Annotated in this window: 18 protein-coding genes; all 18 read right to left on the bottom strand. The window is 42.7% G+C overall.

Annotated features, from left to right (window positions below; genetic code table 11):
- Window positions 1-84: 84 nt before the first annotated feature.
- The 18 genes from IEX12_RS05155 to argS all read right to left on the bottom strand — a co-directional run bounded on the left by IEX12_RS05155 (window position 85) and on the right by argS (window position 25,265).
- On the bottom strand, window positions 85-705 hold the full coding sequence (locus IEX12_RS05155) for a thymidine kinase (RefSeq protein WP_102414424.1): 621 nt from the start codon (window positions 703-705) through the stop codon (window positions 85-87).
- A gap of 445 nt (window positions 706-1,150) precedes the next feature.
- A complete protein-coding gene (locus IEX12_RS05160; RefSeq protein ID WP_088052160.1) occupies window positions 1,151-1,396 on the bottom strand; it encodes a type B 50S ribosomal protein L31 in 246 nt (81 codons plus the stop codon).
- Window positions 1,397-1,539: 143 nt separating this feature from the next.
- Window positions 1,540-2,820, bottom strand: a complete 1,281-nt coding sequence (gene rho, locus IEX12_RS05165; RefSeq protein WP_088052159.1) for a transcription termination factor Rho — start codon at window positions 2,818-2,820, stop codon at window positions 1,540-1,542.
- Window positions 2,821-3,499: 679 nt separating this feature from the next.
- A complete protein-coding gene (gene glpX, locus IEX12_RS05170) occupies window positions 3,500-4,468 on the bottom strand; it encodes a class II fructose-bisphosphatase (protein ID WP_088052157.1) in 969 nt (322 codons plus the stop codon).
- Between the two features lie 568 nt (window positions 4,469-5,036).
- On the bottom strand, window positions 5,037-6,323 hold the full coding sequence (gene murA / locus IEX12_RS05175) for a UDP-N-acetylglucosamine 1-carboxyvinyltransferase (RefSeq protein WP_088052156.1): 1,287 nt from the start codon (window positions 6,321-6,323) through the stop codon (window positions 5,037-5,039).
- A gap of 271 nt (window positions 6,324-6,594) precedes the next feature.
- Window positions 6,595-7,236 (bottom strand): fructose-6-phosphate aldolase, encoded by a 642-nt coding sequence (gene fsa / locus IEX12_RS05180; protein ID WP_088052155.1) that lies wholly within the window; start codon window positions 7,234-7,236, stop codon window positions 6,595-6,597.
- Window positions 7,237-7,396: 160 nt separating this feature from the next.
- Entirely contained in the window at window positions 7,397-8,254 is an 858-nt protein-coding gene (locus IEX12_RS05185) for a class II fructose-bisphosphate aldolase (RefSeq protein WP_088052154.1), read from the bottom strand.
- Window positions 8,255-8,521: 267 nt separating this feature from the next.
- The gene (locus IEX12_RS05190; RefSeq protein WP_155554766.1) at window positions 8,522-8,890 is read right to left on the bottom strand and encodes a response regulator; all 369 of its coding nucleotides are present in this window, start codon (window positions 8,888-8,890) and stop codon (window positions 8,522-8,524) included.
- Window positions 8,891-9,339: 449 nt separating this feature from the next.
- Window positions 9,340-10,941 carry a CTP synthase gene (gene pyrG, locus IEX12_RS05195; protein ID WP_188724760.1) on the bottom strand — a complete coding sequence of 534 codons (1,602 nt, stop codon included), beginning with the start codon at window positions 10,939-10,941 and terminating at the stop codon, window positions 9,340-9,342.
- A 237-nt stretch (window positions 10,942-11,178) separates the two neighbouring features.
- Complete coding sequence (gene rpoE / locus IEX12_RS05200; RefSeq protein ID WP_088052149.1) at window positions 11,179-11,694, bottom strand: DNA-directed RNA polymerase subunit delta; 516 nt, start codon at window positions 11,692-11,694, stop codon at window positions 11,179-11,181.
- Window positions 11,695-11,985: 291 nt separating this feature from the next.
- On the bottom strand, window positions 11,986-15,228 hold the full coding sequence (icmF, locus tag IEX12_RS05205; RefSeq protein WP_088052147.1) for a fused isobutyryl-CoA mutase/GTPase IcmF: 3,243 nt from the start codon (window positions 15,226-15,228) through the stop codon (window positions 11,986-11,988).
- Between the two features lie 3 nt (window positions 15,229-15,231).
- The gene (locus IEX12_RS05210; protein ID WP_088052145.1) at window positions 15,232-15,885 is read right to left on the bottom strand and encodes a TetR/AcrR family transcriptional regulator; all 654 of its coding nucleotides are present in this window, start codon (window positions 15,883-15,885) and stop codon (window positions 15,232-15,234) included.
- A gap of 155 nt (window positions 15,886-16,040) precedes the next feature.
- Window positions 16,041-17,180 carry an acyl-CoA dehydrogenase gene (locus IEX12_RS05215; RefSeq protein ID WP_088052143.1) on the bottom strand — a complete coding sequence of 380 codons (1,140 nt, stop codon included), beginning with the start codon at window positions 17,178-17,180 and terminating at the stop codon, window positions 16,041-16,043.
- 195 nt (window positions 17,181-17,375) lie between these two features.
- Complete coding sequence (locus IEX12_RS05220) at window positions 17,376-18,518, bottom strand: acyl-CoA dehydrogenase (protein ID WP_088052142.1); 1,143 nt, start codon at window positions 18,516-18,518, stop codon at window positions 17,376-17,378.
- A gap of 90 nt (window positions 18,519-18,608) precedes the next feature.
- Entirely contained in the window at window positions 18,609-19,463 is an 855-nt protein-coding gene (locus IEX12_RS05225; protein ID WP_088052141.1) for a 3-hydroxybutyryl-CoA dehydrogenase, read from the bottom strand.
- Between the two features lie 194 nt (window positions 19,464-19,657).
- Complete coding sequence (locus IEX12_RS05230; protein WP_088052140.1) at window positions 19,658-20,845, bottom strand: acetyl-CoA C-acetyltransferase; 1,188 nt, start codon at window positions 20,843-20,845, stop codon at window positions 19,658-19,660.
- A 273-nt stretch (window positions 20,846-21,118) separates the two neighbouring features.
- On the bottom strand, window positions 21,119-23,224 hold the full coding sequence (locus IEX12_RS05235; RefSeq protein ID WP_102414421.1) for a heterodisulfide reductase-related iron-sulfur binding cluster: 2,106 nt from the start codon (window positions 23,222-23,224) through the stop codon (window positions 21,119-21,121).
- A gap of 373 nt (window positions 23,225-23,597) precedes the next feature.
- Window positions 23,598-25,265, bottom strand: a complete 1,668-nt coding sequence (gene argS, locus IEX12_RS05240; RefSeq protein ID WP_188724761.1) for an arginine--tRNA ligase — start codon at window positions 25,263-25,265, stop codon at window positions 23,598-23,600.
- Window position 25,266: the final 1 nt, after the last annotated feature.

The following is a 25,266-nucleotide window of genomic DNA, read 5'->3' on the forward strand; positions in this document are numbered from 1 at the left end:
AGCCGCCGATTAATAAGCGCCGACTTTTTGAACACGCACTTAGATAACGAAATGAAATAAAAAAAGAGCACCCACGTACTCTTTTTACTCGATCAAGTTAACAAAGCTCTTTAATATTTGATTACTTGGCTTATTCGGCACTTCATGATGGTGGCGGCATCTTGGTTCATATGCCTCGGACGCACCAACTAAAATAACCGGATCATCATAGGATGCAGGTTTTCCATTAATTAAGCGCTGTGTTCTGCTTGCGGGAGACCCGCATATTGGACAAATCGCATTTAACTTGGTTACCGATTCACTTAATGCCATTAATTTCGGCATTGGCCCAAATGGCTCTCCGCGGAAATCCGTATCCAACCCTGCAATAATGACACGAATTCCTTTGTTCGCTAATTCCTCAGCAACCGCTACAATATTTTCGTCAAAAAATTGCACTTCATCAATCCCAATAACATCAATTGTTTTATCAATATTCTCCAGAATTTCCTCTGAACTGCTGATTGGGCGGGCGATTGCTGATGTACCATTATGAGATACAACTGAGTCATTGGCATATCGATCATCGATAGCAGGTTTAAAAACTCGTACCGTTAAATTTCCATATGTTGCACGGCGGACCCGGCGGATTAGTTCCTCTGATTTACCGGAAAACATGCTGCCGCAAATAACTTCTACCCAACCACTTTGTTTCATTACATACATGAGCGGGTCTCTCCCTTCTCAGTGTTCTTCCTATGTAATAAGTTTACCACTTCTGCTATAAAATTCATTGTTTATCTTTTGTATTTTTCAAGTAAAAAAACAGGCAACGTTTAGACAATTTGCCTGTTTTTGTAAAGAGGAGTCAAGAAACCTTGATCTCTCGACTTTTTACTTCAAAAGCTTCGGCTCCTAGAAGCTGCCGTCATAAGCAATGGACACTCCAAACACCAAAGACCGGGTGTTTTCCGGTCCCTTGCTTATGCGTCCGCTTCTAAACAGTCGCCTCAGTCTTTTATTTAATCTAGTTCCGCCTCCCAGGGGCTAGTGGACTTCCTTCACCTCCGTCCGATAAGTCAACATCGATTCGCTTTACAGCTCATCGTGTTTCCTTTATCTCCTGCGGTTCAGTCCAGTCCATACGCCCCTAAACGGTCGGCTCCACTTTTTATTTCATATTATATTTTTTCTTGAATCGGTCTACGCGGCCGCCGACTTTGTCTGCTTTTTGTTTGCCTGTGTAGAATGGGTGTGATGCTGATGAAATTTCAACACGGATTAGTGGGTACGTGTTGCCATCCTCCCACTCAATTGTTTCGTCGGAGCTTTGTGTTGATCCGCTCAAGAATTTGAAATCTGAACTAGTATCAAGAAATACAACTTTTCTGTACTCTGGATGAATTTCCTTTTTCATGTCTTTCCACTCCTTTTTGCCCTGAATCCTTAAGAAACAGAGTTATTGCAAGAGCCGTCATAGGTGTTTTACCTTATCTAAACTCACATAAAGAGATTATACCAGTGTGCGCTATCGATTGCAATAGGACAGCGTCAGTAAATCTATCTTTTCGTGCCGCGGCGCTTCATATCCTCTTCAAGTTGCTGGAGAAATTCCTCGTTGCTTTTCGATGCCTTAAGCCGCTTTAGGAAGCGGTCGAGAAAATCATTTGAATCCTGCATCGTTTTGCGGATAGCCCAGATTTTATCAAGGTGACTCTTTGGAACAAGTAATTCTTCTTTTCTGGTACCAGACCGTAAAATATCGATGGCTGGGAAAATTCTTCTTTCCGCCAAATTGCGATCAAGATGTAATTCCATATTGCCGGTACCTTTAAATTCCTCATAGATCACATCGTCCATCCGTGATCCTGTGTCCACTAATGCCGTTGCTAAAATAGTAAAACTTCCACCTTCTTCAATATTTCGCGCTGCACCGAAAAAGCGTTTTGGCCGGTGAAATGCGGCCGGATCAATACCACCGGAAAGTGTTCGGCCACTTGGGGGAATGACCAGGTTATATGCCCGGGCAAGTCTTGTTATACTATCCATCAATACAATAACATCACGCTTATGTTCGACTAGGCGCATTGCCCGTTCCAGGACAAGCTCTGACACTTTAATATGACTCTCTGGTACTTCATCAAATGTTGAGCTGACAACGTCAACATCGGAATGGACTGAACGTTCGATATCGGTTACTTCTTCCGGGCGCTCGTCCACCAGTAAAATAATCAGCTTGGCATCTGGATGGTTCTCGGAAATACTGTTGGCGATTTCCTTTAACAGCATTGTCTTCCCCGCTTTTGGCGGTGCAACAATTAATCCACGCTGTCCAAAACCAACCGGCGTCATTAAATCAATAATTCTAGTAGATAACTTTTTTGTTCCTGTTTCCAAATTCATTAATCGATCCGGATATAGTGCGGTTAATGCTGGAAAGTGAACACGTTCCTTTGCAGAATCTGGGTCTTCGTCATTTACAGCATCGACATGCAGCAGACCGTAATAGCGTTCATTTTCTTTCGGTGGCCGCACCTTACCGGAAACCTTATCACCATTACGTAAATCAAAACGCCGGATTTGCGAAGCGGAAATATAAATGTCCTCCGCACTAGGGGAATAATTTATCGGACGCAAGAAGCCAAACCCTTCCGATGGGATGATTTCCAGAATACCATCCATAAATAAATACCCATCTTTTTCCGCCTGTGCTTTTAAAATCGCAAAAATAAGTTCCCGTTTTGTTAGCTTGGCATAATAGGATACTTTATATTCCTTTGCCAGTGTATAAATTTCTTTTAATGTGAGTGTTTCTAAATGAGAAATTGTCAATGTAGCCATTCCATCACCACGCCTATTCATTTTTCAAATTGTATTATGTTACAGTTATCAACACGAGTTATTTATTTAATCAATATTCCATAAGAATTTCATCATTGCCACAATAGTGTTTGGACACTTAAAACCGACTGCCATGAACGTATTTCACCTGAGATTTCACTTCTTTACCTGAAGAATGCCTTGAAGAAATGAAGAATTGTCGGAAGCTAGAATTGAAGTTTGTTTATAAGTTTGTTCAAAAAGGAAGATAAAAGGATCAACGTCGGCTAAAAACCGTACCTTATTTCTTGTACATCGAAGACTTGGGGGCAACAGTCCAACCAAACTAGCAAAGAAATTTAATGCGCCATTTTCACCGGACTTTTTGAACATCCTCTTTTACAAATTATATTAGCCATTCTTAACTATTATTAAACATCTACAATATTACCTTTTTCAGCAGTATTATTCAACTCTATTTTGATAAAAAAGTTAGATATGAATTAATAGAGAAGGAAGCCGGTACATAATAGGCTTCCTTGTTATTACGTCTACAGCAAGCACTGGGCTAACAGAGGGGGTTCAAAAGTCACCAGATGATATATGGTGACTTTTGAACATGCACTTATAGAGAATGTTTCCACCGGGATTTGCTGTACTCCGTCTACATGCCGTTAAACAGAAACTTTACGTTTTCCATTTACGGTTTGATTACGAGGTTTGGTTTCTTTTGCAAGCTGTGTTCGCCATCGATGAAGCGTACAGTTCCACTTTTTGCGCGCATTACAACGGTTTGTGTCGTTGCTTTTTGGCCCTTGAACTGGACACCTTTCAGCAGTTCGCCGTCCGTTACCCCCGTTGCCGCAAAAATAGCGTCATCACCACCGCAGATGTCTTCCATTGTTAATGCTTTATCAAAATCAGTAATCCCCATTTTCTTGCAGCGATCCCGTTCTTCATCATTTGACGGGATCAGTTTTCCCTGGATTTCACCGCCAAGACACTTCAATGCAACTGCGGATAACACGCCTTCAGGAGCTCCACCGATTCCAAACAAGATATCAACGCCTGTATCATCAAATGCGGTGTTCATCGCAGCAGCAACATCGCCATCGGGAATTAGTTTGATTCTTGCTCCTGCTTGTCTGATTTCTTCAATCAATCTTTCATGGCGCGGGCGATCTAATAAGACTGCGACAACATCCTCGATATTTTTGCCTTTTGCTTTTGCGACTGCCAGCAGATTCTCAAGTGTGGAAGCATTTATATCTACCTTGCCAACTGCTTGCGGACCAACAGCAAGCTTTTGCATGTACATGTCCGGTGCATGGAGCAGTTTTTTATGGTCAGCGATTGCAATGACGGCAAGCGCATTCCATGTACCTTGGGCAACGATGTTCGTTCCCTCTAACGGGTCAACCGCTACATCAACGCGTGGTCCTTCACCTGTTCCGAGCTTCTCCCCAATATAGAGCATTGGCGCCTCATCCATTTCACCTTCGCCAATGACGACAGTCCCTTGCATCGGAATTGTATCAAATACAGCACGCATAGCAGAGGTTGCAGCATCATCAGCCTCATCCTTTTTACCTCGTCCCATCCAACGGGCCGATTTTAATGCTGCTGCCTCTGTAACACGTACGATTTCCATTGTTAAACTTCTTTCCATGGTTTTTCTCCCCTTTATGCAAAATCCCCTCATTCCATGGATCGTGAAAAGCGAAGCGGACATTTTTAACTGTCCGCATTTATTTATCTCTTTTAGCAATTTCAAAATAAACATTCCATTTTTATGAGCCAACCATCAGGATTGGCTACATACAGCTCACTACCCAGCCACTAACCAGGTGCTACACTTTTGTTTACAGATAAGAAAGTATAAAAATCAGGGCTCTCTTCTGCTCGTGCCAGAGTAGGCCACGTCCGGCTCCAGCGCCCAGCGACTAGTATGCAACACCCGCCTTCGTACGATAAGTCGGGCCTACAGGATGTAGGTCAGTTCGACGTTGCCACAGGACGTGGCGTTCTTAGTCGAACATCCCCTCGTTCGGGTAAGAAGGAAGGCCGACTAAGTACGGGCTTTGCGCCCAACTCACGTCTACCCCTTTTGCGGGGGCATGTTTCCTTCTCCTACGTAGGAATGTTCGGTTAAGACCGCTGCTCCCGGCAGCAACACCGAACCACCCAGCTTGGCAGGGCGCAGCATATACGTCGCTAACGGGCGCTTGCGCCTTTGTTCATGAATTTTGAAATTGCTCTATTTCCTGGTCATTCATTTCTTCACGCCAGACATTTGCACCGAGGTCGGTTAGTTTTTCTGTTATTTTTTCATATCCTCGGTCAATATGCTCCAGTCCGGTTATTTCGGTAATGCCATTGGCCATTAAACCAGCTACAATAAGCGCAGCCCCTGCACGTAAATCGGTTGCTTTCACTCTGGCTCCTTCAAGCTGCACAGGACCGGAAATGATTGCTGATCCACCTTCCACTTTTATTATAGCATTCATTCGCCTTAGTTCGTCAATATGTTTTAGTCGGGCTGAATAAATGGTATCCGTTACAACACCTGTATTAACTGTTTTTGTCAACAGCGTTGTAAATGGCTGCTGCAGGTCGGTTGGGAAACCGGGATAAACTAACGTTTTGATATCGACACTTTTTAATGGCTGTTTGGAAGCAATTAACAACTGTTCATCCCCTTCTTCAACCGTTACCCCCATCTCGCGCAATTTAGCAAGCAGCGATTCTAAATGCTGGGAAATAACATTGTCGATAACAACTTCATTGCCAGCTGCGGCAGCGGCTATCGCGTATGTTCCTGCCTCAATGCGGTCAGGAATAATGGTGTGTCTGCATCCGTGCAATGATGGAACGCCTTCAATCCGAATAACATCGGTTCCAACACCTTTAATTTGTGCACCCATATTCGTCAAAAGTGTTGCAACATCAATAATTTCCGGTTCCTTTGCGGCATTTTCAATGATTGTTTTACCTTTTGCCTTTACCGCTGCAAGCATGATATTTATCGTTGCACCGACACTGACAACGTCTAAATAGATCCTGGCACCGGTAAGTTCTTCAGCACGGATGTAAATAGCACCTTGTTCATTGGTTACCTTCGCACCTAACGCTTCGAACCCTTTGATATGCTGATCAATTGGCCTCGGCCCTAAATGGCAGCCGCCAGGGAGACCGATAACGGCTTGTTTAAATTTACCCAGCATTGCCCCCATAAAGTAATACGATGCCCGCAGTTTTTTCACTTTTCCGTTGGGCAGCGGCATGGAAATCATATGTTCCGGATCAATATGTACCGTTTGACCATTCCACATTACCTTGCCACCAATTTCTTCAAGCAGATCTCCAAGCGTGTAAACATCAGAGATTTCTGGTAGTCCTTCAATTGTTACATCAGAATCAGCCAATATAGCGGCAGGCAAAAGAGCAACAGCACTATTTTTCGCCCCACTGATTCGCACCTTGCCATTTAATGTATGACCGCCTTCTACTAACATTTTTTGCAATTGGAAAACCCCGCCTTTTGAGGTTGTTCAAAATAAGCTTTTGAACACACACATTTCGAATAATTTTTTGTAACTCGTGCTATACCGATTATCAGACCACCACTGACCGCCCAGCACAAATGACACACGGTGGATGCAGATGATGCAGACCCCGTATTAACGCACCGGTTTTTAGTCGGCTTTCCCTTTTAACAGAGCGTTTCCGCTTTTGATCCTCCAGCTACAGCACCTTTGTTATTATCTTGCACATTTTTTCCAATTTCATGCGATTTTATTTTGCGTTGTTCCAATCAGCAAGAAACTTTTCAATTCCTTGGTCGGTTAATGGGTGTTTCACAAGCTGTGACAGTACTTTATATGGAATAGTAGCAATGTGTGCACCGTTTAAGGCTGCATCTGTGACGTGTAATGGATGTCTGATTGATGCTGCAATGATTTCTGTTGCAATGCTATGACGGTCAAAAATTTCTGCAATCGTTGCGACCAAATCCATACCTTCTTGACCAATATCGTCCAAGCGTCCTAAAAATGGCGACACATAGGTTGCCCCTGCACGTGCAGCAAGCAATGCCTGGTTCGCGTTAAAAATCAATGTTACATTTGTTTTGATGTTTAAGTCACTGAACGCTTTTACGGCTTTAAGTCCTTCCAGGGTCATTGGTACTTTAACCGTGATGTTAGGGGCAATTGCCGCAAGCTCTTTTCCTTCTTTAATCATCCCTTCTGCATCTTCCGAAATTACTTCTGCACTTACAGATCCGGAAACTTCTTTCGTTATTTCCCGGAGACGGTCATGGAAAGACACGCCCTCTTTTGCGACCAGACTCGGATTCGTTGTAACACCGGCCAGGATTCCGAGTGCATTTGCCTCGCGAATCTCATCAATATTTGCTGTATCAATAAAAAATTTCATGTCGTTGTATCCTCTCTTTCCCTACATATATTTTAAAGAACATGTAAATAGAAGTCAGATGAAAGAAATCGGCAATTTAAAGCCGATTTCGTTGTCCAAATGGGCAAAATTATTTTCCTTGCCCAGCCCCAGGGACTAGTGTGCTTCCGCTTTTGTGCTTTTACGCTTGATTTGATGAACCAAATTCACGCATTTTGCCAATAACGGTTTCTTTAATGGCATCACGGCTTGGTCCTAAATATTTTCGCGGATCGTACAGGTCAGGTTTTTCATTTAATACTTCCCGGACCTTTTTCGCTTGGGCAATTTGATTTTCGGTGTTTACATTAATTTTTGCCGTACCTAATGAAATAGAATGTTGGATATCCTTTGTTGGAATTCCTGTACCACCATGCAATACTAAAGGAAGTTCGATTGTTTTGGAGATTTCCTCCATTTCAGCAAATCCAAGGTTTGGTTCCCCTTTATACGGCCCGTGAACGGAACCTAGTGCTGGTGCCAAACAATCAATTCCTGTACGATTAACCAGTTCTAAACATTCCTTAGGGTCTGCGTAGATTACGCCATTAGCCACAACGTCATCTTCCTGTCCGCCCACTGTACCGAGTTCGGCTTCCACGGATACACCATGAATGTGTGCCAATTCAACTACTTTACTTGTTACGGCAATATTTTCTTCAAGTGGATCATGTGAGGCATCGATCATAACAGAGGTAAATCCGGCGTGAATTGCCTGTGCAGCCTTTTCAAAGCTTGAACCATGGTCCAGGTGGATCGCAACAGGCACGGTTGTACCATATTCCTCCATTAACGCTTTAACCATCGCGACAACAACCTTGAAGCCGCCCATATACTTTCCGGCACCTTCCGAAACACCGAGAATAACTGGTGATTTTTCTTCTTCGGCCGCTTGTAATATAGCCTGAATATATTCCAGGTTATTGATATTGAATTGTCCAACAGCATACCCATTTGCTTTTCCTTTTTCAAGCATTTCTTTCATCGACACTAATGGCATCCTATTATCCTCCTTCATAGACAAGGTACATCTATCTATACAAATTAGTATTAATTACAGTATAAGAATACCAATTCACGTTTAAAGTCGCAACATATGTATACTCCCGCCACTTGATTTCCCTTACAGCTCGTAAATGGCTGATTTTAGAAACAATAAGAAAAATGCCACCTCCTTTTATGTCTACGTCTTCGTGACCCACATCGTGTGGTTCTCAGGCTAACTTTCAGTGAGGGAGGAAGGAACCCCACTGAATGAAGTTTCACTTTATGATTCACACCCAAGCAGTTTGTTTACAATGGTGCATATGCTATTAATATTAAAAGGTTTGCCGACAACTTCCTTTACATTCGGATAATTCGCCAATTCCTTGACGAGTTCCTCAACCAGACCACTCATGACGATTGCCGGTATGTTAATCTCTTCAAGTTCTAATTGTTGGAGAACCTTTACACCATCAACAACAGGTAATTTATAATCAAGCATCATCAAATCAAACGTACCACTATGTATTTTATCCAACGCTTCCTTCCCCGTTTTAGCTGTCACAACATGATAGCCACTATTTTCAAACACTTCCTGTAATAATAATCGTATACCAGGTTGATCATCAACTATTAATATCTCTTTTTTCATAGACTCTAACCATCCTTATAAGTATCTCTTTATCTTAAGTAAAGAAAGTACAAAATTTGAGACGCTATTACGCTTACAGCAGAGCAGGCCACGTCCGGCTCCAGCGCTAAAGCTGTAGTAAACTTCCTTTATCTCCTTCGTAGGAATGTTCGGTTAAAACCGCTGCTCCCGGCAGCAACACCGAACCACCCTGCTTGGCAGGGCGCAGTTTATACTTCGCTAACCGGGCGCTTGCGCCTTTGTTCCTCCATAATGTTATTTCGATAAAAATAGCCAATATCCTTCTTTTTAGAGAACAAAAACACAAATACGGATATATTCCAAATTATGAAAATTATATGCAAATAAGAACCCGCCTATTATAGGCGGGTTTCAAGTTTTAAAAATTATATGATTCATACTGTAGTGGACAGTGCAAAACACAATGGTCGCTGATATTGATCAGGTGATTACTGATGTTTTATCGCAGCGTCAATAAAGCCGGCAAATAAACGTTGCGGTCTGGTAGGGCGTGACTTAAATTCCGGGTGAAACTGGCAGGCAATAAACCATGGATGGTTGTCCAGTTCAATCGTTTCCACCAATCTTCCATCTGGACTCGTGCCGGAGAAGATGAAGCCATTATCCTCCATTAGATTGCGGTATTCATTATTAAATTCATATCGGTGACGGTGCCGTTCATAAACGATATCCTCTCCATTGTATGCAGCTTTCGTTTTTGTACCATCCTGCAATTTACATGGATATATCCCTAGCCTTAATGTACCACCTAAATCAGAGATGTTTTTCTGTTCGGGTAATAAATCAATGATCGGATATGATGTTTCCGGATTTATTTCTGCTGAGTGTGCCCCTTCAAGCCCTAATACATTGCGGGCAAATTCAACGGTAGCCAATTGCATTCCCAGACAAATGCCGAAAAATGGAACATTGTTTTCCCGAGCATAGTGGATTGCTTCAATTTTTCCTTCAATACCCCGGTCGCCAAAACCTCCAGGGACTAATATTCCATCAACCTGGGCAAGTTCCTTCTTAATTGTTTCCTTATCCAGCTTCTCCGCGTTGATCCAATGAATGTCGATATCTGTATCGTAAAGAAATCCGGCATGTTTCAATGATTCGACAACCGAAATATAGGCATCAGGAAGTTCGACATATTTTCCAACAAGGCCAATTTTTACTGTTTTTGACAAATTTCGCACCTTATTGACCAGCTGCTTCCATTCGTCCATAGCAGCCGGCTTGCAATCCAGCCCGAAATGGTCACAAGTTAATTGATCCAGATGCTGTTCCTGCAGTGCGATCGGTACTTGATAAAGCGTATCGGCGTCACGCATTTCAATAACCGCCTTTTCGTTAATATCACAGAAAAGAGCAATTTTATCTTTCATGTCCTGGCTAATTGGTAGTTCCGTTCGTAAAATAATCGCATCCGGCTGAATTCCTAATGAACGCAGCTCCTTCACACTATGCTGCGTCGGCTTTGTTTTCATTTCACCTGCCGCTTTAATATATGGAACAAGTGTACAATGAATATACATGACATGGTCGCGGCCGATATCACTTTTAATCTGGCGGATTGCCTCCAAAAATGGCAATGATTCAATGTCCCCCACTGTACCGCCAATCTCTGTAATTACGACGTCCGCTTTAGTTGCTTGTCCAGCCCGAAATACTTGCTCTTTTATTTCATTTGTAATATGGGGAATAACTTGAACCGTGCCACCAAGGTAATCACCACGTCGTTCTTTTTTAATAACACTTGAATAAACTTTTCCCGTTGTAATGTTACTGTATTTATTCAAGTTGATGTCGGTAAAACGTTCATAATGACCTAAATCCAGATCCGTTTCCGCGCCATCCTCCGTTACAAACACTTCACCATGCTGATATGGGCTCATTGTACCGGGGTCAACATTGATATAGGGATCAAACTTTTGAATGGTCACCTTTAAACCGCGATTTTTTAATAATCTCCCTAAAGAAGCTGCTGTAATCCCTTTTCCAAGCGATGATACAACACCGCCCGTTACAAAAATATACTTTGTCATTATCCATCCCTCTTCCTTCTGTACTGTATATGGTGGTGCTTCATTTTGAGAAAACTGCATCATTACCGTTTAATGTTCATCAACATGTGTGATTTAAACGTAAATTTATTTGCTTGCCTCTTTAAAATACGAAAAGCGTTCCCCCCAACCAGGGGGAACGCTTCATTGATTTTAATTTAAAGAGCCCAATAAAAATTGTACTCATGTGATAGGAAAAAGTCAAGCAGCCATTTTGGATTATTTATTCTCTTCTTCCTCTTCATCATCGTCGATGTCCTCTTCATCTTCATCGGCAAAATCCTCATCAAGCTCTTCGTCATCTTCAAAATCATCAAAGTCTTCTTCCTCTTCATCGGCAACGAAATCATCCGTTAGTACTTCGATGTCTTCGTCAACAATATCAAGTTCAGCATCTGATTCAAAATCTTCTTCCGCTTTTTTCTTTTTCTTCGCCTTCTTCTTTTTCTTTGGTTCAGCTGTTATTTCCTCATCAATTTGCTCAACCGGGTACCACCGTTTCAGCCCCCACATATTGGAACCAAGTGTCATAAACCTGCCATCAATGTTTAGGTCCGTATAAAATTGCGCAATAAATTGTTCTTTCTGTTCTTCCGTAAAGCCTTTTAGTTCTGAAATTTTTTCAAAAACCTCTCTAAAATCAAGCGCTTTTTTTTCATCTAATAAAATTAAATTTGCCAATTCGATCATCGACATATCTGCTAAATCTTCGTGGCTATAAGTTTTCAAGCTCACGGTAACGCACTCCCTTTTCTATTTTATCATCAGCCTTGCTTTTATCATGGACATTTATTAATAATCTTTCATTTTAGCCTATTTTCTAATAAACCATACCATACATTATAAACAAATCAAGACTGAATATGCTAGGGAAAACCATAAAAAAGTTGAGAAAAACATCTTGTTTTTCTCAACAGGTAAGAAAGTATAAAAATCCGGCACTATTCCGCTCATGTCAGGGTAGGCCACGTCCGGATCCAGCGCCTTTGTTCACTTTTTTTCTTCCGTATCAAAAAACGCATGAAATCACATATTTCTCCTGTACTGCCCGCCTACTTCATACAGTGCATTCGTAATTTGTCCAAGACTCGCCACTTTGACGGTTTCCATCAGTTCAGCAAAGATGTTCCCACCGGATGTGGCAACCTGCTTTAGCTGTTTTAGTGCAGCGTCAACATGCGCCTTATTGGCATTTTGGAATTTATGCAGCTCACTGATTTGATGTTCTTTTTCCTCAGTCGATGAACGGGCAAGCTCCATGGAATCAATCTCTTCCTCTGAAGGCGGATTTGGACTTAAATACGTATTTACGCCAATTATCGGCAGTTCACCTGAATGTTTCTTGCCTTCGTAATAAAGCGATTCTTCCTGGATTTTACCACGTTGATACTGCCGCTCCATTGCTCCTAATACGCCGCCTCGGTCATTCATTTTTTCAAATTCCTGTAGTACTGCTTCCTCAACAAGATCGGTTAACTCCTCAACAATAAATGAACCTTGCAGGGAGTTTTCATTTTTCGTTAGGCCGAACTCTTTATTGATAATCATTTGAATCGCCATTGCTCGTCGTACCGATTCCTCTGTCGGCGTTGTAATCGCCTCATCATAAGAATTAGTATGCAAAGAATTACAGTTATCCTGAATTGCTAGCAATGCCTGCAATGTGGTGCGAATATCATTAAATTGAATTTCCTGTGCATGCAAAGACCTTCCAGACGTTTGCACATGATATTTCAACTTCTGGCTCCGTTCATCGGCGCCATATTTATCCCTCATGGTCACAGCCCAGATACGACGGGCAACACGGCCAATCACCGTATATTCCGGATCAAGTCCGTTTGAGAAAAAGAAGGACAGGTTTTTGGCGAATTTGTTAATGTCCATTCCCCGGCTCAAATAATATTCCACATAAGTAAATCCGTTTGCCAGTGTAAAGGCAAGCTGTGTAATCGGATTTGCTCCTGCTTCGGCAATATGATAGCCGGATATCGAAACCGAATAATAATTGCGGACGTTTTTATCGATAAAATATTGCTGAATATCCCCCATCATACGTAACGCAAATTCAGTTGAAAAAATACACGTGTTTTGCCCCTGATCTTCTTTTAAAATATCGGCCTGAACCGTTCCCCGAACAACGGCCAATGTATCGTCTTTCAGTTTTTCATATTCCGCTTTGTTAGGTTCCCGGCCGTTTTCTTCTTTAAATTTAGCAAGTTGCTGATCAATTGCTGTATTGAAAAACATCGCCAGGATAATTGGTGCCGGACCGTTGATCGTCATCGATACCGATGTTAATGGATTCGTTAAATCAAAACCATCGTACAGCTTTTTCATGTCTCTAAGTGTACAAATATTAACCCCGCTTTCGCCGACTTTTCCATAGATATCCGGGCGTTTTGCTGGGTCTTCTCCGTATAATGTCACCGAATCAAACGCTGTCGAAAGACGTTTCGCATCATTATTTTTTGATAAATAATGAAAACGGCGGTTTGTCCGCTCTGGTGTCCCTTCACCGGCAAACTGTCGTGTCGGATCCTCCCCTTTGCGTTTAAAAGGGAAAACTCCTGCTGTAAATGGAAAAGCACCAGGGACATTTTCTTTTAAAAGCCAGGTTAGCCGCTCACCCCAGTCTGTATAATTGGGAAATGCAACTTTCGGAATTTTTAAGCCTGACAATGATTCGGTGACAATATCCATTTCGATTTCTTTACCCCGAACAGCGAATGTCATTTTATCCTGACTGTACCTTTCCTTTGTTTCATCCCAGCTGTCCAGCAGTTTTTTTGTTTTTGGATCAAGTTCTTCCTCGAGGCTGGCAATTTTATCATCAATGGTTTGGATGGCAGCGTCTCCATCCAATACTTCTTTTACCCCTTCAAGCTGGTAAAGCTTTCGCGCGATATCACTTTGCTTTTCGACATTATGATGATAGTTGCGCACATGTGTTGCAATTTCGCGCAAATAATGACGGCGCTCGTTGGTAATGATCATGTTCTGCTTTTCGGCAATGGTATTCCGATTGAAGTCGATCGTCTCATTCCAATCGTATTTTTCGTTTAACGTATCGACAATCGAGGCAAATAATGCATTCGTACCTTCATCATTAAACTGGCTTGCAATGGTCCCAAATACCGGGAACTTTGTTTGGTCCTGGTGGAAGAGCATATGGCTTCGTTCATATTGCTTACGAACTTGATTCAGTGCATCTTCAGACCCTTTTTGCTCAAATTTATTAATGACTATAAAGTCGGCGTAATCAATCATATCAATTTTCTCTAATTGGGATGGAGCCCCGAATTCCGCTGTCATGACATACATGGACAGATCCGTTACATCGGTGATTGCAGCATTCCCCTGACCGATACCACTTGTTTCCACAATAATGAAGTCATAACCGGAGGCTTTCACAACTTCGATGGCTTCCTGGATTGCTTTGGATAATTCCGTACTTGAATCGCGGGTTGCAAGTGACCGCATATAAACCCGGTCGCTAAAAATGGCATTCATGCGAATCCGGTCACCAAGCAACGCTCCACCTGTTTTCCTTTTTGTCGGGTCGATCGAAATAATCGCGATTTTTTTATCCGGAATCTCATGGATGAAACGACGGATTAATTCATCGGTCAAGGAGCTCTTTCCTGCTCCGCCGGTACCAGTAATCCCGAGAACGGGGGTTTTATCATGTGCCTTCTGCCGGATCACTTTCAATACTGTCTGTTTTTCCGTATCATCGACCGAACCGTTCTCCATATAGGTGATGAATTTTGCAATAGCACCACGATCTCCCTTGAACAATTTTTCCTGATCCTTTTTGACATTAATCGGGGGAACGAAATCACATTTTTCCAAGATACGATTAATCATGCCTTGGAGTCCATACTTCCTGCCGTCCTCCGGTGAAAAGATCCATGTCACACCATATTCGTGCAGCTCCTTAATCTCGCGGGGAAGAATCGTTCCACCGCCGCCGCCGACAACCTTAATATGATCTGCACCGAGTTCCTTTAATAAATCAACCATGTATTTAAAATATTCGACATGACCTCCTTGATAGGATGAAATAGCTATTCCTTGTGCATCCTCCTGAATGGCGGCGTGCACCACTTCTTCGACGGAGCGGTTATGCCCCAAATGGATAACCTCTGCACCACTGGACTGCATAATTCTCCGCATAATGTTAATCGATGCATCATGCCCATCAAACAGACTGGAAGCGGATACGATACGGACAGGGTTTTTTGGATAGTAAACTTCCGGGCTTTCCATTATTTATACTCCTCCCTTTTGTGTAAATCCCTCGTCTGGTTGTGCCTTAATATTTAAACCTTTCAGCAGGTAATTGATTTGACCGTCAATATATTCTTCCAGTGTAAATTGCTTTTGGAGTATCCACCTTCTGAATCCCCACATTTGCCCTTGGACAAAAATATTGTTTGCTAAAAGCTCCACATCCTGTTTCGCTATTTCATCAGGCAGACAGGCAGCAATAACTCGTTCGAGCATACTGATCATATCCCGCTCTTTACGCAGCACGTATTCTCTTGATTCCTTTTTGAGCGATTTTACTTCCTGATATAGGATGAGAACCTCCTCCTGCATGTCATCCATCAAGTGAAAATAGGATTGAATCACAGAGACAAAGTTTGCAACGGATGGAGTTGCCAAGTTAATTTTTGCCTCCAGCTGGTCACGAACCTGATGGTGAATCGAATCGACAACTAGAAACAAAATATCTTCTTTTGTACGAATATATTCATACAGCGTTCCGATACTGAAGCCCGCTTCCTTGGCAATTTCTCTCGTAGTGGTCCGATGAAAGCCTTTTTCCTTGAAAAGGGTAATCGCTCCTTGAACCATTTGGGTGCGCCGTTTTTCAATCAACTCCTGATCCTTTACAGAGGAAAGAATTTGTTTGTCCGTCATGTACACCCTCCCTTCCTTCTTCCATTTTTGATAGCATTCCGATAACAACCTGTATGGATCACTAGCTTCATCCAATACGAACTCGACATCATGTCGCGCGTTCCCCCTGGGTTGTCGCGCGAAATCGGCTCAATGCCGATTTCATTGCTCCAACTTTATTTCGTCAGCATCCTGCCAATAACCAGGCGCTGTACTTCATTTGTTCCTTCATAGATTTGCGTAATTTTTGCATCGCGCATATAGCGCTCGACCGGGTAATCCTTTGTATAGCCATAGCCACCGAATACCTGGACTGCTTCCACCGTAATACGCATCGCAGCGTCACCTGCAAATAATTTTGACATTGCTGATGCTTTTCCGTATGGCTGTCCTTGTGATTCCAGCCATGCTGCTTGGTAGGTTAACAGACGGGCAGCTTCAACTTCGGTTGCCATGTCAGCTAACTTAAACGAGATTCCTTGATTATGTGCAATCGGTTTGCCAAATTGCTCACGCTCTTTTGCATAGTCAACCGCCGCATCAAGTGCTCCTTGGGCAATACCTAATGCCTGTGCTGCGATGCCATTGCGTCCTCCGTCAAGGGTTGCCATGGCAATTTTAAAGCCTTCTCCTTCCGCACCTAGCATATTTTCTTTCGGTACACGGCAATTTTCAAAAATTAATTCGGTTGTAGGGGATGAACGAATGCCCAATTTCTTTTCTTTTTTGCCGAAAGTAAATCCCTTTGTGCCTTTTTCGACAATAAAAGCACTAACCCCTTTATGTCTGGCCTCTGGATCTGTCTTGGCAAAAACAAGATAAATATCAGCCACACCACCGTTGGTAATCCACACTTTATTCCCGTTCAGCACATAGTGATCGCCATCTTTTTTCGCGGTTGTTTTCATAGCTGCCGCATCACTTCCTGCACCAGGCTCTGACAGCGCATAGGCGCCCAATGCTTCACCTGTTGCCAAACGAGTGAGGAATGTTTGCTTTTGTGCTTCATTTCCGTATTTAAAGATTGGCCAGCTGCAAAGCGACAGGTGTGCCGATAGTGTAACACCTGTTGAGGCACAAACACGTGATAGCTCCTCTACAGCTATGACATAACTGACAAAATCCCCACCAATCCCGCCATATTCTTCAGGCCATGGAATCCCGGTCAAGCCAAGTTCCGCCATTTTATTAAAAATTTCGCGGTCAAAGCGTTCTTCTTCATCACGCTTAGCTGCTGTTGGCTCGACGTCTTTCTTCGCAAAATCCCGAACCATTTTACGCAGCATTTCCTGTTCATCGGTTAGTTGAAAATTCATTTTGTACTCCTGGTCATTTTAGGTGCAATCCATGTTAAAAACATTAAAACAACCAGGGTCACCTCCCTTATAATCTTTTATATCTAATAAGTCCTGTGTTAAATCGCTATACTAATTGATTCCATATATCTTATTCAAAAAACTGCACTCGCCCATGCTTGAAAGCACTAAACAGTGCCAGCTAGTTAGAGCTTTTCAGTCTAGTAAGAGATGTTTGGCGATAACGATATGCTGTATTTCGTTTGTTCCTTCATAGATTTCTGTTATCTTCGCATCCCGGAAAAGGCGTTCCACAGGGTAGTCCTTGGTATATCCGTAACCGCCGTATACTTGCACAGCCTCAATTGCCGTTTTTCTTGCGGTTTTCGCCGCGTACATTTTGGCCATGGATACCTCTTTGCTACACGCACTATTTTGCTGAACAAGCGATGCAGCATGATAGGTTAATAGTTTTGCAGCTTCTACCTCTGTTGCCATGTCAGCTAGTTTAAAGGAAATTCCTTGATTATGGGCAATGGGCTTACCGAATTGTTCACGGGTACTCGCATAGTTTGTGGCGTACGCAAGTGCTGCTTCAGCAATTCCTAAAGCCTGAGCAGCAATTCCAATTCGCCCATGATTCAGAATGGCCATCGCAATTTTGAAACCGTCTCCCTCTTTACCAAGCAGCTGCTCTTGCGGAACGATACACTGGTCGAAATTTAGTTGTACCGTATTGGAACCGTGTAACCCCATTTTCTTTTCCTTCTTGCCGATGACTAGACCCGGTGTATCTTTTTCGACGATAAATGTACTCACACCGCTTTTTCCCCGTTCATCGCTTGTGCGGGCAAAGGTAATGTACGTGTCTGCTTCCCCCCCATTCGTTATAAACATCTTTGACCCGTTTAAAATATAGTTGTCGCCAGCTTTTTTCGCTTTCATTTTCAAACTGGCTGCATCTGAACCCGCACCAGGCTCTGTCAGGGCGAACGCACCCAAATATTCACCGGAGGCAAGCTTAGGCAAGTAGTGTTTCTTCTGTTCTTCATTACCGAAATAACGGATTGGATTAGTCCCTACAGATGTGTGTACGGATAAAATGACGCCAAGTGTGGCACTAACTTTGGATAATTCATTTATCGCAATAATATAAGAGATGAGATCCATGCCACTTCCACCATATTCCGTCGGGATTGGGATTCCCATCAGCCCAAGCTTCCCCATCTTCTGAATGAGCTCTCTTGGGAAACGGTCTTCTCGTTCCATACGTTCCACTTCTTTTGCGACTTCTTTATGGGCAAAGTCGCGCACCATCTTACGGATCATTTCCTGTTCCTCGGATAAATACAAGTTCATCCATTCGCCCCCTTTTTGTCTATCATGCTGTTATCGTAAAAATCGTTTTGACCTTCTATATTTATCTATTGCGCTTCCGGCAGTGTGGCTTTAATCGCCGTATTGGTAAAATCCGCGGCCCGACTTTTTACCAAGCCAGCCAGCGTTCACATATTTCCGAAGTAATGGACATGGGCGATATTTACTGTCGCCAAATCCTTCGTAAAGTACTTCCATGATATAAAGACACGTGTCCAAACCGATGAAATCAGCTAATGTCAAAGGTCCCATCGGATGATTCATGCCGAGTTTCATCACTGTGTCAATGTCTTCAACCGATGCTACTCCTTCGTATAATGCAAATACTGCTTCATTAATCATTGGCATAAGAATACGATTGGCAGCGAATCCTGGTAAATCACTCACTTCAACAGACGTTTTCGCTAATTGTTTTGCCATGTTTTCTATTGTCTGATATGTTTCATCACTCGTTTGCAGTCCGCGAATAATTTCAACCAGTTTCATTATTGGAACCGGATTCATAAAATGCATCCCAATTACCTGATCGGGGCGACTTGTTGCACCTGCTATTTCTGTAATTGGTAATGAGGATGTATTCGACGCTAAAATGGCATGTTTTGGTGTGATGTTGTCGAGTTCGGCAAACACCTTAGCCTTCACTTCCATATTTTCGACGACTGCTTCAATGACTACATCACACGAAGCGGCATCGGTTAATGTTGTCGAAGGATGCAGCCGATTTAACGTGTCCGTTTTCTGTGTTTCCGTGATTCGCTCTTTTTCGACTGCTCGCATCAATAACTTTTCAATATTTTTCATGCCTTTTTCCAATGCTTGCTCACTCATATCGTTTAAAAAAACATCAAAGCCTGACTGGGCACAGACCTGGGCAATCCCTGAGCCCATTTGTCCTGCACCGATTACCATCACTTTTTTTATATCCATGTTCGTCTGATTCCTCCCTTATGATCTGAGCACCATGATATTTATTGGTGATATGCCTTTGCATATGGTGTTATTACTGCTTAGGATGCACTATTTTACAGTACTTGGATGGTATTGCGCGGTCCAAAAATGTTACCCGCGCGCTCATCCCGTACAAAATATTACTATTTAAGAGACTGCCCCTTGCCTATAGTTTACTGTTTAGGTACTTCCACTAAAATGGCATCCCCTTGGCCACCGCCACTGCAAATCGCCGCAATCCCTAATCCACCACCGCGGCGTTTTAGTTCATGAATCAGTGTTAAAATAATGCGAGCGCCGCTAGCACCAATCGGGTGACCTAGTGCTACTGCGCCACCATTCACATTTACCTTTTCCGGATCTATACCAGCAATTTGTCCACTAGCCAAAGAAACAACGGCAAAAGCTTCGTTAATCTCAAATAAATCAATATCATCCTTGGAGTATCCTGTTTTCTCGAGCAGTTTATTAATTACAAGTCCTGGGGTTTGCGGAAAATTTTTAGCTTCAACCGCTACTTCTGCATGGCCTAGAACCGTTGCCATTGGTGTTTTGCCAAGCTCGGCTGCTTTTTCATCAGCCATAACGACAAATGCACATGCGCCGTCATTGACTCCCGGTGCATTACCGGCTGTGACCGTACCATCCGGGTCAAAAGCAGGGCGCAATGTAGCCAGCTTTTCCATACTTGTATCTTTACGGGGGGCCTCATCGGTATCAACAACAATGGCTCCCCCTTTACGTTGCGGAACCTCTAATGCGACAATTTCCTCAGCGAATTTGCCGTCCTCTATCGCTTTTATCGCTCGCTGGTGACTGCGGAGTGACCACTCATCCTGCTGTTCTCTTGTCAATCCAAATTCTTCAGCAGTTGAATTTCCATAGTTACCCATATGGATTCCTTTAAACGAACATGTCAAGCCATCATGTATCATCAAATCAACTACCTTTTTATCACCCATGCGATTTCCCCAGCGAGCATCCGGCAGGTAGTATGGCGCATTGCTCATGCTCTCCATCCCACCAGCAACGATCACTTCTTCATCGCCAAGACGAATTAATTGATCGGCCAATGTAACGCTGCGGAGACCTGAGGCACATACTTTGTTAATCGTTTCTGTTTTTACTTCCCATGGAATTCCTGCTTCCCGTGCTGCCTGTCGTGAAGGAATCTGGCCTTGACCGCCTTGCAAAACCGTTCCCATGATGACTTCATCAATTTCCGATTCTGTCAGACCAGCACGATCTAGTGCGGAACGGATTGCCTTTCCACCTAGTTGGGAAGCGGTAAATGATTTTAATGCTCCGCCAAATTTGCCAAATGGTGTTCTTGCTCCTGAAATGATTACTGTTTTTCTCATTGTTAAACCATTCCCTTCTAAATTATGTATTTCTATTAGAACAAGCTTTGATAACGCTTTCTTTATTCGATTGAACGCTCGCTCAGATATACAGTTTAAATGAAGAGGGGGCTATTTACCCTCTCTTCCATTCTATCATTAATTTGAATCATTAAGCAAAATTGACATACAAGAGGATGTTCAAAAAGTCACCAAATGATAAGCGGCGACTTTTTGAACACGCACTACAAGATTACTAGTTTGATCATCTTTGCCAAAATTGGACAGTAAGAATTATGCTGTTTTCGAATGTTCCTCGGCAAATACGGATAAGGCCAGAATTTCCGCAACGTCCATTGTGCCGATATCGTCTTCCACTTCTTTCGCTTTTGTACCGTCACTCAGCATTGTTAGACAATATGGGCAGGCGCTGGAAATCATGGATGGCTGAACAGCGATTGCCTGTTCTGTTCGGGCGACATTGATCCGGTTACCGGTCGTTTCTTCACTCCACATTAATCCGCCGCCAGCTCCACAGCACATCGCATTTTCCCGGCTGCGCTCCATTTCAACAAGTTCAAGTCCTGGTATCGACTGGAGAATTTCCCTTGGCGGATCATACACACCATTGTAGCGTCCTAAATAACAGGAATCATGATACGTAAGTCTTTCGTTGATTTCCCGCTGCGGTTTTAGTTTTCCATTCATCACCAAATCAAACAATAATTGCGTATGATGATAAACTTCCGCTTCAAATCCAAAGTCAGGATATTCATTTTTGAAAATATTGTACGCGTGTGGGTCGATCGTAACGATCTTGTTCACGTCATGTTTTTCAAATTCTTTAATGTTTTTCTCAGCAATTTCCTGGAATAAAAATTCATTGCCGATTCGGCGGGCTGTATCGCCTGAATTTGCTTCTTTGTTGCCTAGTATCGCGAAACGGATCCCTGCTTTATTCATCAGTTTGGCAAATGCAATAGCAATTTTTTGACTGCGGTTATCATAGGCACCCATTGAGCTTACCCAGAATAAATAGTCAAATTCTTTATCTTCCTTTTTCAATTCCTTAACAGTCGGAATAGACACAGACTCATCTAATTCGCGCCATTTAATCCGGTCTTTTTTCGACAAGCCCCATGGATTACCTTGACGCTCGATGTTCATCACAGCACGTTGGGCATCTGGATCCATTTTCCCCTCTGTCATGACCAGATAACGGCGAAGGTCAATAATTTTATCAACATGCTCGTTCATCACGGGGCACGCATCTTCACAATTCCGGCAAGTTGTACATGCAGAAAGCTCTTCAATAGTGATAACATCACCGATCAGGCTGACATCTTCCACACTTGCAGCTGCCTCGGATTTTGCAATTTGGTTGCCTTTGGTATTGGCAAATGCATACGCCGGAACCCATGGCGTTTTCCCAGTAATCGCTGCCCCTTTCTCGGTTAAATGGTCACGCATTTTGATCATCAAATCCATTGGCGACAGCATTTTACCCGTTCCTGCTGCCGGGCATACATCCGTACAGCGGCCACATTCCACACAGGCGTAAAAATCAATCAGCTGATACTGTTCAAAATCCTCTACCTTCCCGACGCCAAAGGAAATCTCCTCTTCACTTTCTTCGGCATCCTCATCTATGTCAAAATCCAGTTTATTCAATTTTCCAGTTACCCGTTTACTTAAAAATACGTTGATCGGCGCTGCAATCAAGTGTGCATGCTTTGATTGCGGCACATATACTAAAAATGTAAGAATGGTAATGGCATGAACCCACCAGGCAATATAGAACACTACTGCTGCTGCGGTCGGGGACATCCAGCCAAAGCCTAGTCCGATCAAACTGGCAACCGGTTCAGTCCAGGTTGCGTCATGGCCGTGCCAGATTTGGGCCATCCCGTTTCCAACCAATACGGATAGCATTAACGTTCCAATAAAAATCAGTACTAGTCCTGCTTTAAATCCACGTTTCAACCTTACAATTTTTTCCACATAGCGGCGGTGAAAGCCAATAGCAACTGCAACGAGAATCATTAAAGTGACAAGCTCCTGGAAAAACGTAAACCCAGGATAAAATACCCCAAATGGTAAATGCCTTTCGGGTGCCAGACCTTTCACAAACATATCGATGGCACCAAATTGAACAAGGATAAATCCATAGAACATCATGACATGCATGATACCGGATTTTTTATCCTTTAACAGTTTTGATTGCCCAAAAACAATTTTGCCAATCCTCCGCAAGCGCTCCTTCACTTCACCATCAAACGTTGATTTTTTACCCAGTTTGATATAGGCTGTCCGTGTTGCTACGACTCTACCAAATAAATATAGTCCATACATAACAATAGCTGTAAATAGAATCGCATTGATCAACAAAAACGTATCCATATCCTATCCGCTCCCCCTTTGTCTTATTTAAAGAAAGTATAAAATTCAGGCTCTAGTTTGTTATTGAATGGATAAGCCACGTCCAGCTCTGGTGCCTCTACTATAACCAAAATGATAGCGATTGCATTTTCCGAAAAATTCCTAAGTCAGAGCATAACTTTAAAAGATTATAATACTACTTTAAATGATGAATGATCATTCAGTCAACATATTTATATATATATGTGATAATTGTCATTTTTATTATAGTAAGGGAGTAGCAATGAAACAAAAGCACAAACGCCCCTTCAATACGGAAAAAACTTCCGTTGCCGAGAACATATCTTTAAACAAAAAATAAATCTCCTCATCTACACTGGATGAGGAGACTAAGTTACATTTTTTCAGGAGCCTTTACACCGATCAGGCTCAGGCCATTGGCAATCGTAATTCGAACGGCCTTCATTAAGGCAATCCGCGCTTTTGTTCGTTCCGGATTTTCGGCATCCAGCACTTTTTCAGCATTGTAAAAGCTATGCAGCAATGAAGCCAGTTCAAAAATGTATTGCGTCACCTTATGTGGTGTTTCCTTTTCCGCTGCATCAGCAATGGTTTGCGGGAATTCTCCTAATTTTTTCAATAAGTCAAGTTCCTTTTCCGCTGTTAACAAGCTTGCATCATAATGCTCGTCAATCAAGTCTCTATCTTCCGCTTGCTTCAGCATGGTACAAATCCTTGCATGGGCATACTGTACGTAATAAACAGGATTATCATTTGACTGGGAACGTGCCAGACTTAAATCAAAATCAAGCTGGGAATCATTGGAACGCATCACGAAGAAATAGCGAACCGCATCAACACCAACTTCATCCATCAATTCACGCAATGCAACGGCGTTTCCTGTCCGTTTGCTCATCCGAATTTTTTCACCGTTTTCAAACAGGTTGACCATTTGTATAATCTTTACAGCAAACTTTTCTTTTTCATAACCTAAAGCCTGAATCGCCGCCCGCATCCGCGGAATATACCCGTGATGGTCTGCGCCCCAGACGTTAATTATTTTATCAAAGCCTCGTTCCAGCTTATTTTGATGGTAGGCAATATCCGGTGTCAGATACGTATAACCCCCGTCCTGTTTGATTAAAACACGATCCTTATCATCGCCAAATTCAGTGGAGCGGAACCATGTCGCCCCATCTTTTTCGTAAATATAACCACCTTGCTTAAGCGTGTTTAACGCATCGGTAATTTTATTATCTTTATATAAAGAGCGTTCGGAAAACCAATTATCGAAATGTACGCCGAAATCGGTCAAATCCTTTTTTAGTTTACCCATTTCATATTCCAGGCCATATTCTTTAAAAAAGGCAAGCCGTTCATCCCGATCTGCGTTGACCCACTTATTTCCGTATTTTTTTGCAAGTTCTTCGCCAATTCCAACAATATCTTTGCCGCGATAACTGTCCTCAGGCATTTCAGCATCGATATTTAACGCTTGCAAATAACGGGTTTCAACGGATAATGCCAGGTTGTCGATTTGCTTGCCAGCATCATTCATGTAGTATTCACGCTGGACTTTATAGCCAGCTGTATCCAGCACATTGCAAAGTACGTCACCAAATGCAGCCCCTCGCGCATGGCCAAGATGCAAATCACCAGTCGGATTAACCGAGACAAATTCAACTTGGATTTTTTCCCCTCGACCAGCATTGGACCTGCCGTATGCATGATCCGCTTGTAAAATGGTCGGAATCAGCTCACCCAAAAGATCATTTTTCGTGAAAAAATTGATAAAGCCAGGACCAGCAATTTCGACTTTTTCAATTGCTGCCTTTGTCTGATCCAGATTTGCCACGATATCTTCGGCGATTTGCCGTGGTGCCTTTTTGGCAATCCGGGCAAGCTGCATCGCAATGTTTGAAGCAAAATCTCCGTGTGCCTTGTCTTTCGGCTTCTCCAGAATAATATCCGGCAATTCAGCTTCTGCAGCAAGATTCGCTTTAATTACCGCTTTGGCAATTTCTTGTTTCAATGTTTCTTCCGTTTGTGCTAATACGTTCATT

It is taken from the genome of Lentibacillus populi (genome assembly GCA_014642895.1).
GTDB classification, from domain to species: Bacteria; Bacillota; Bacilli; order Bacillales; family Amphibacillaceae; genus Lentibacillus_C; species Lentibacillus_C populi.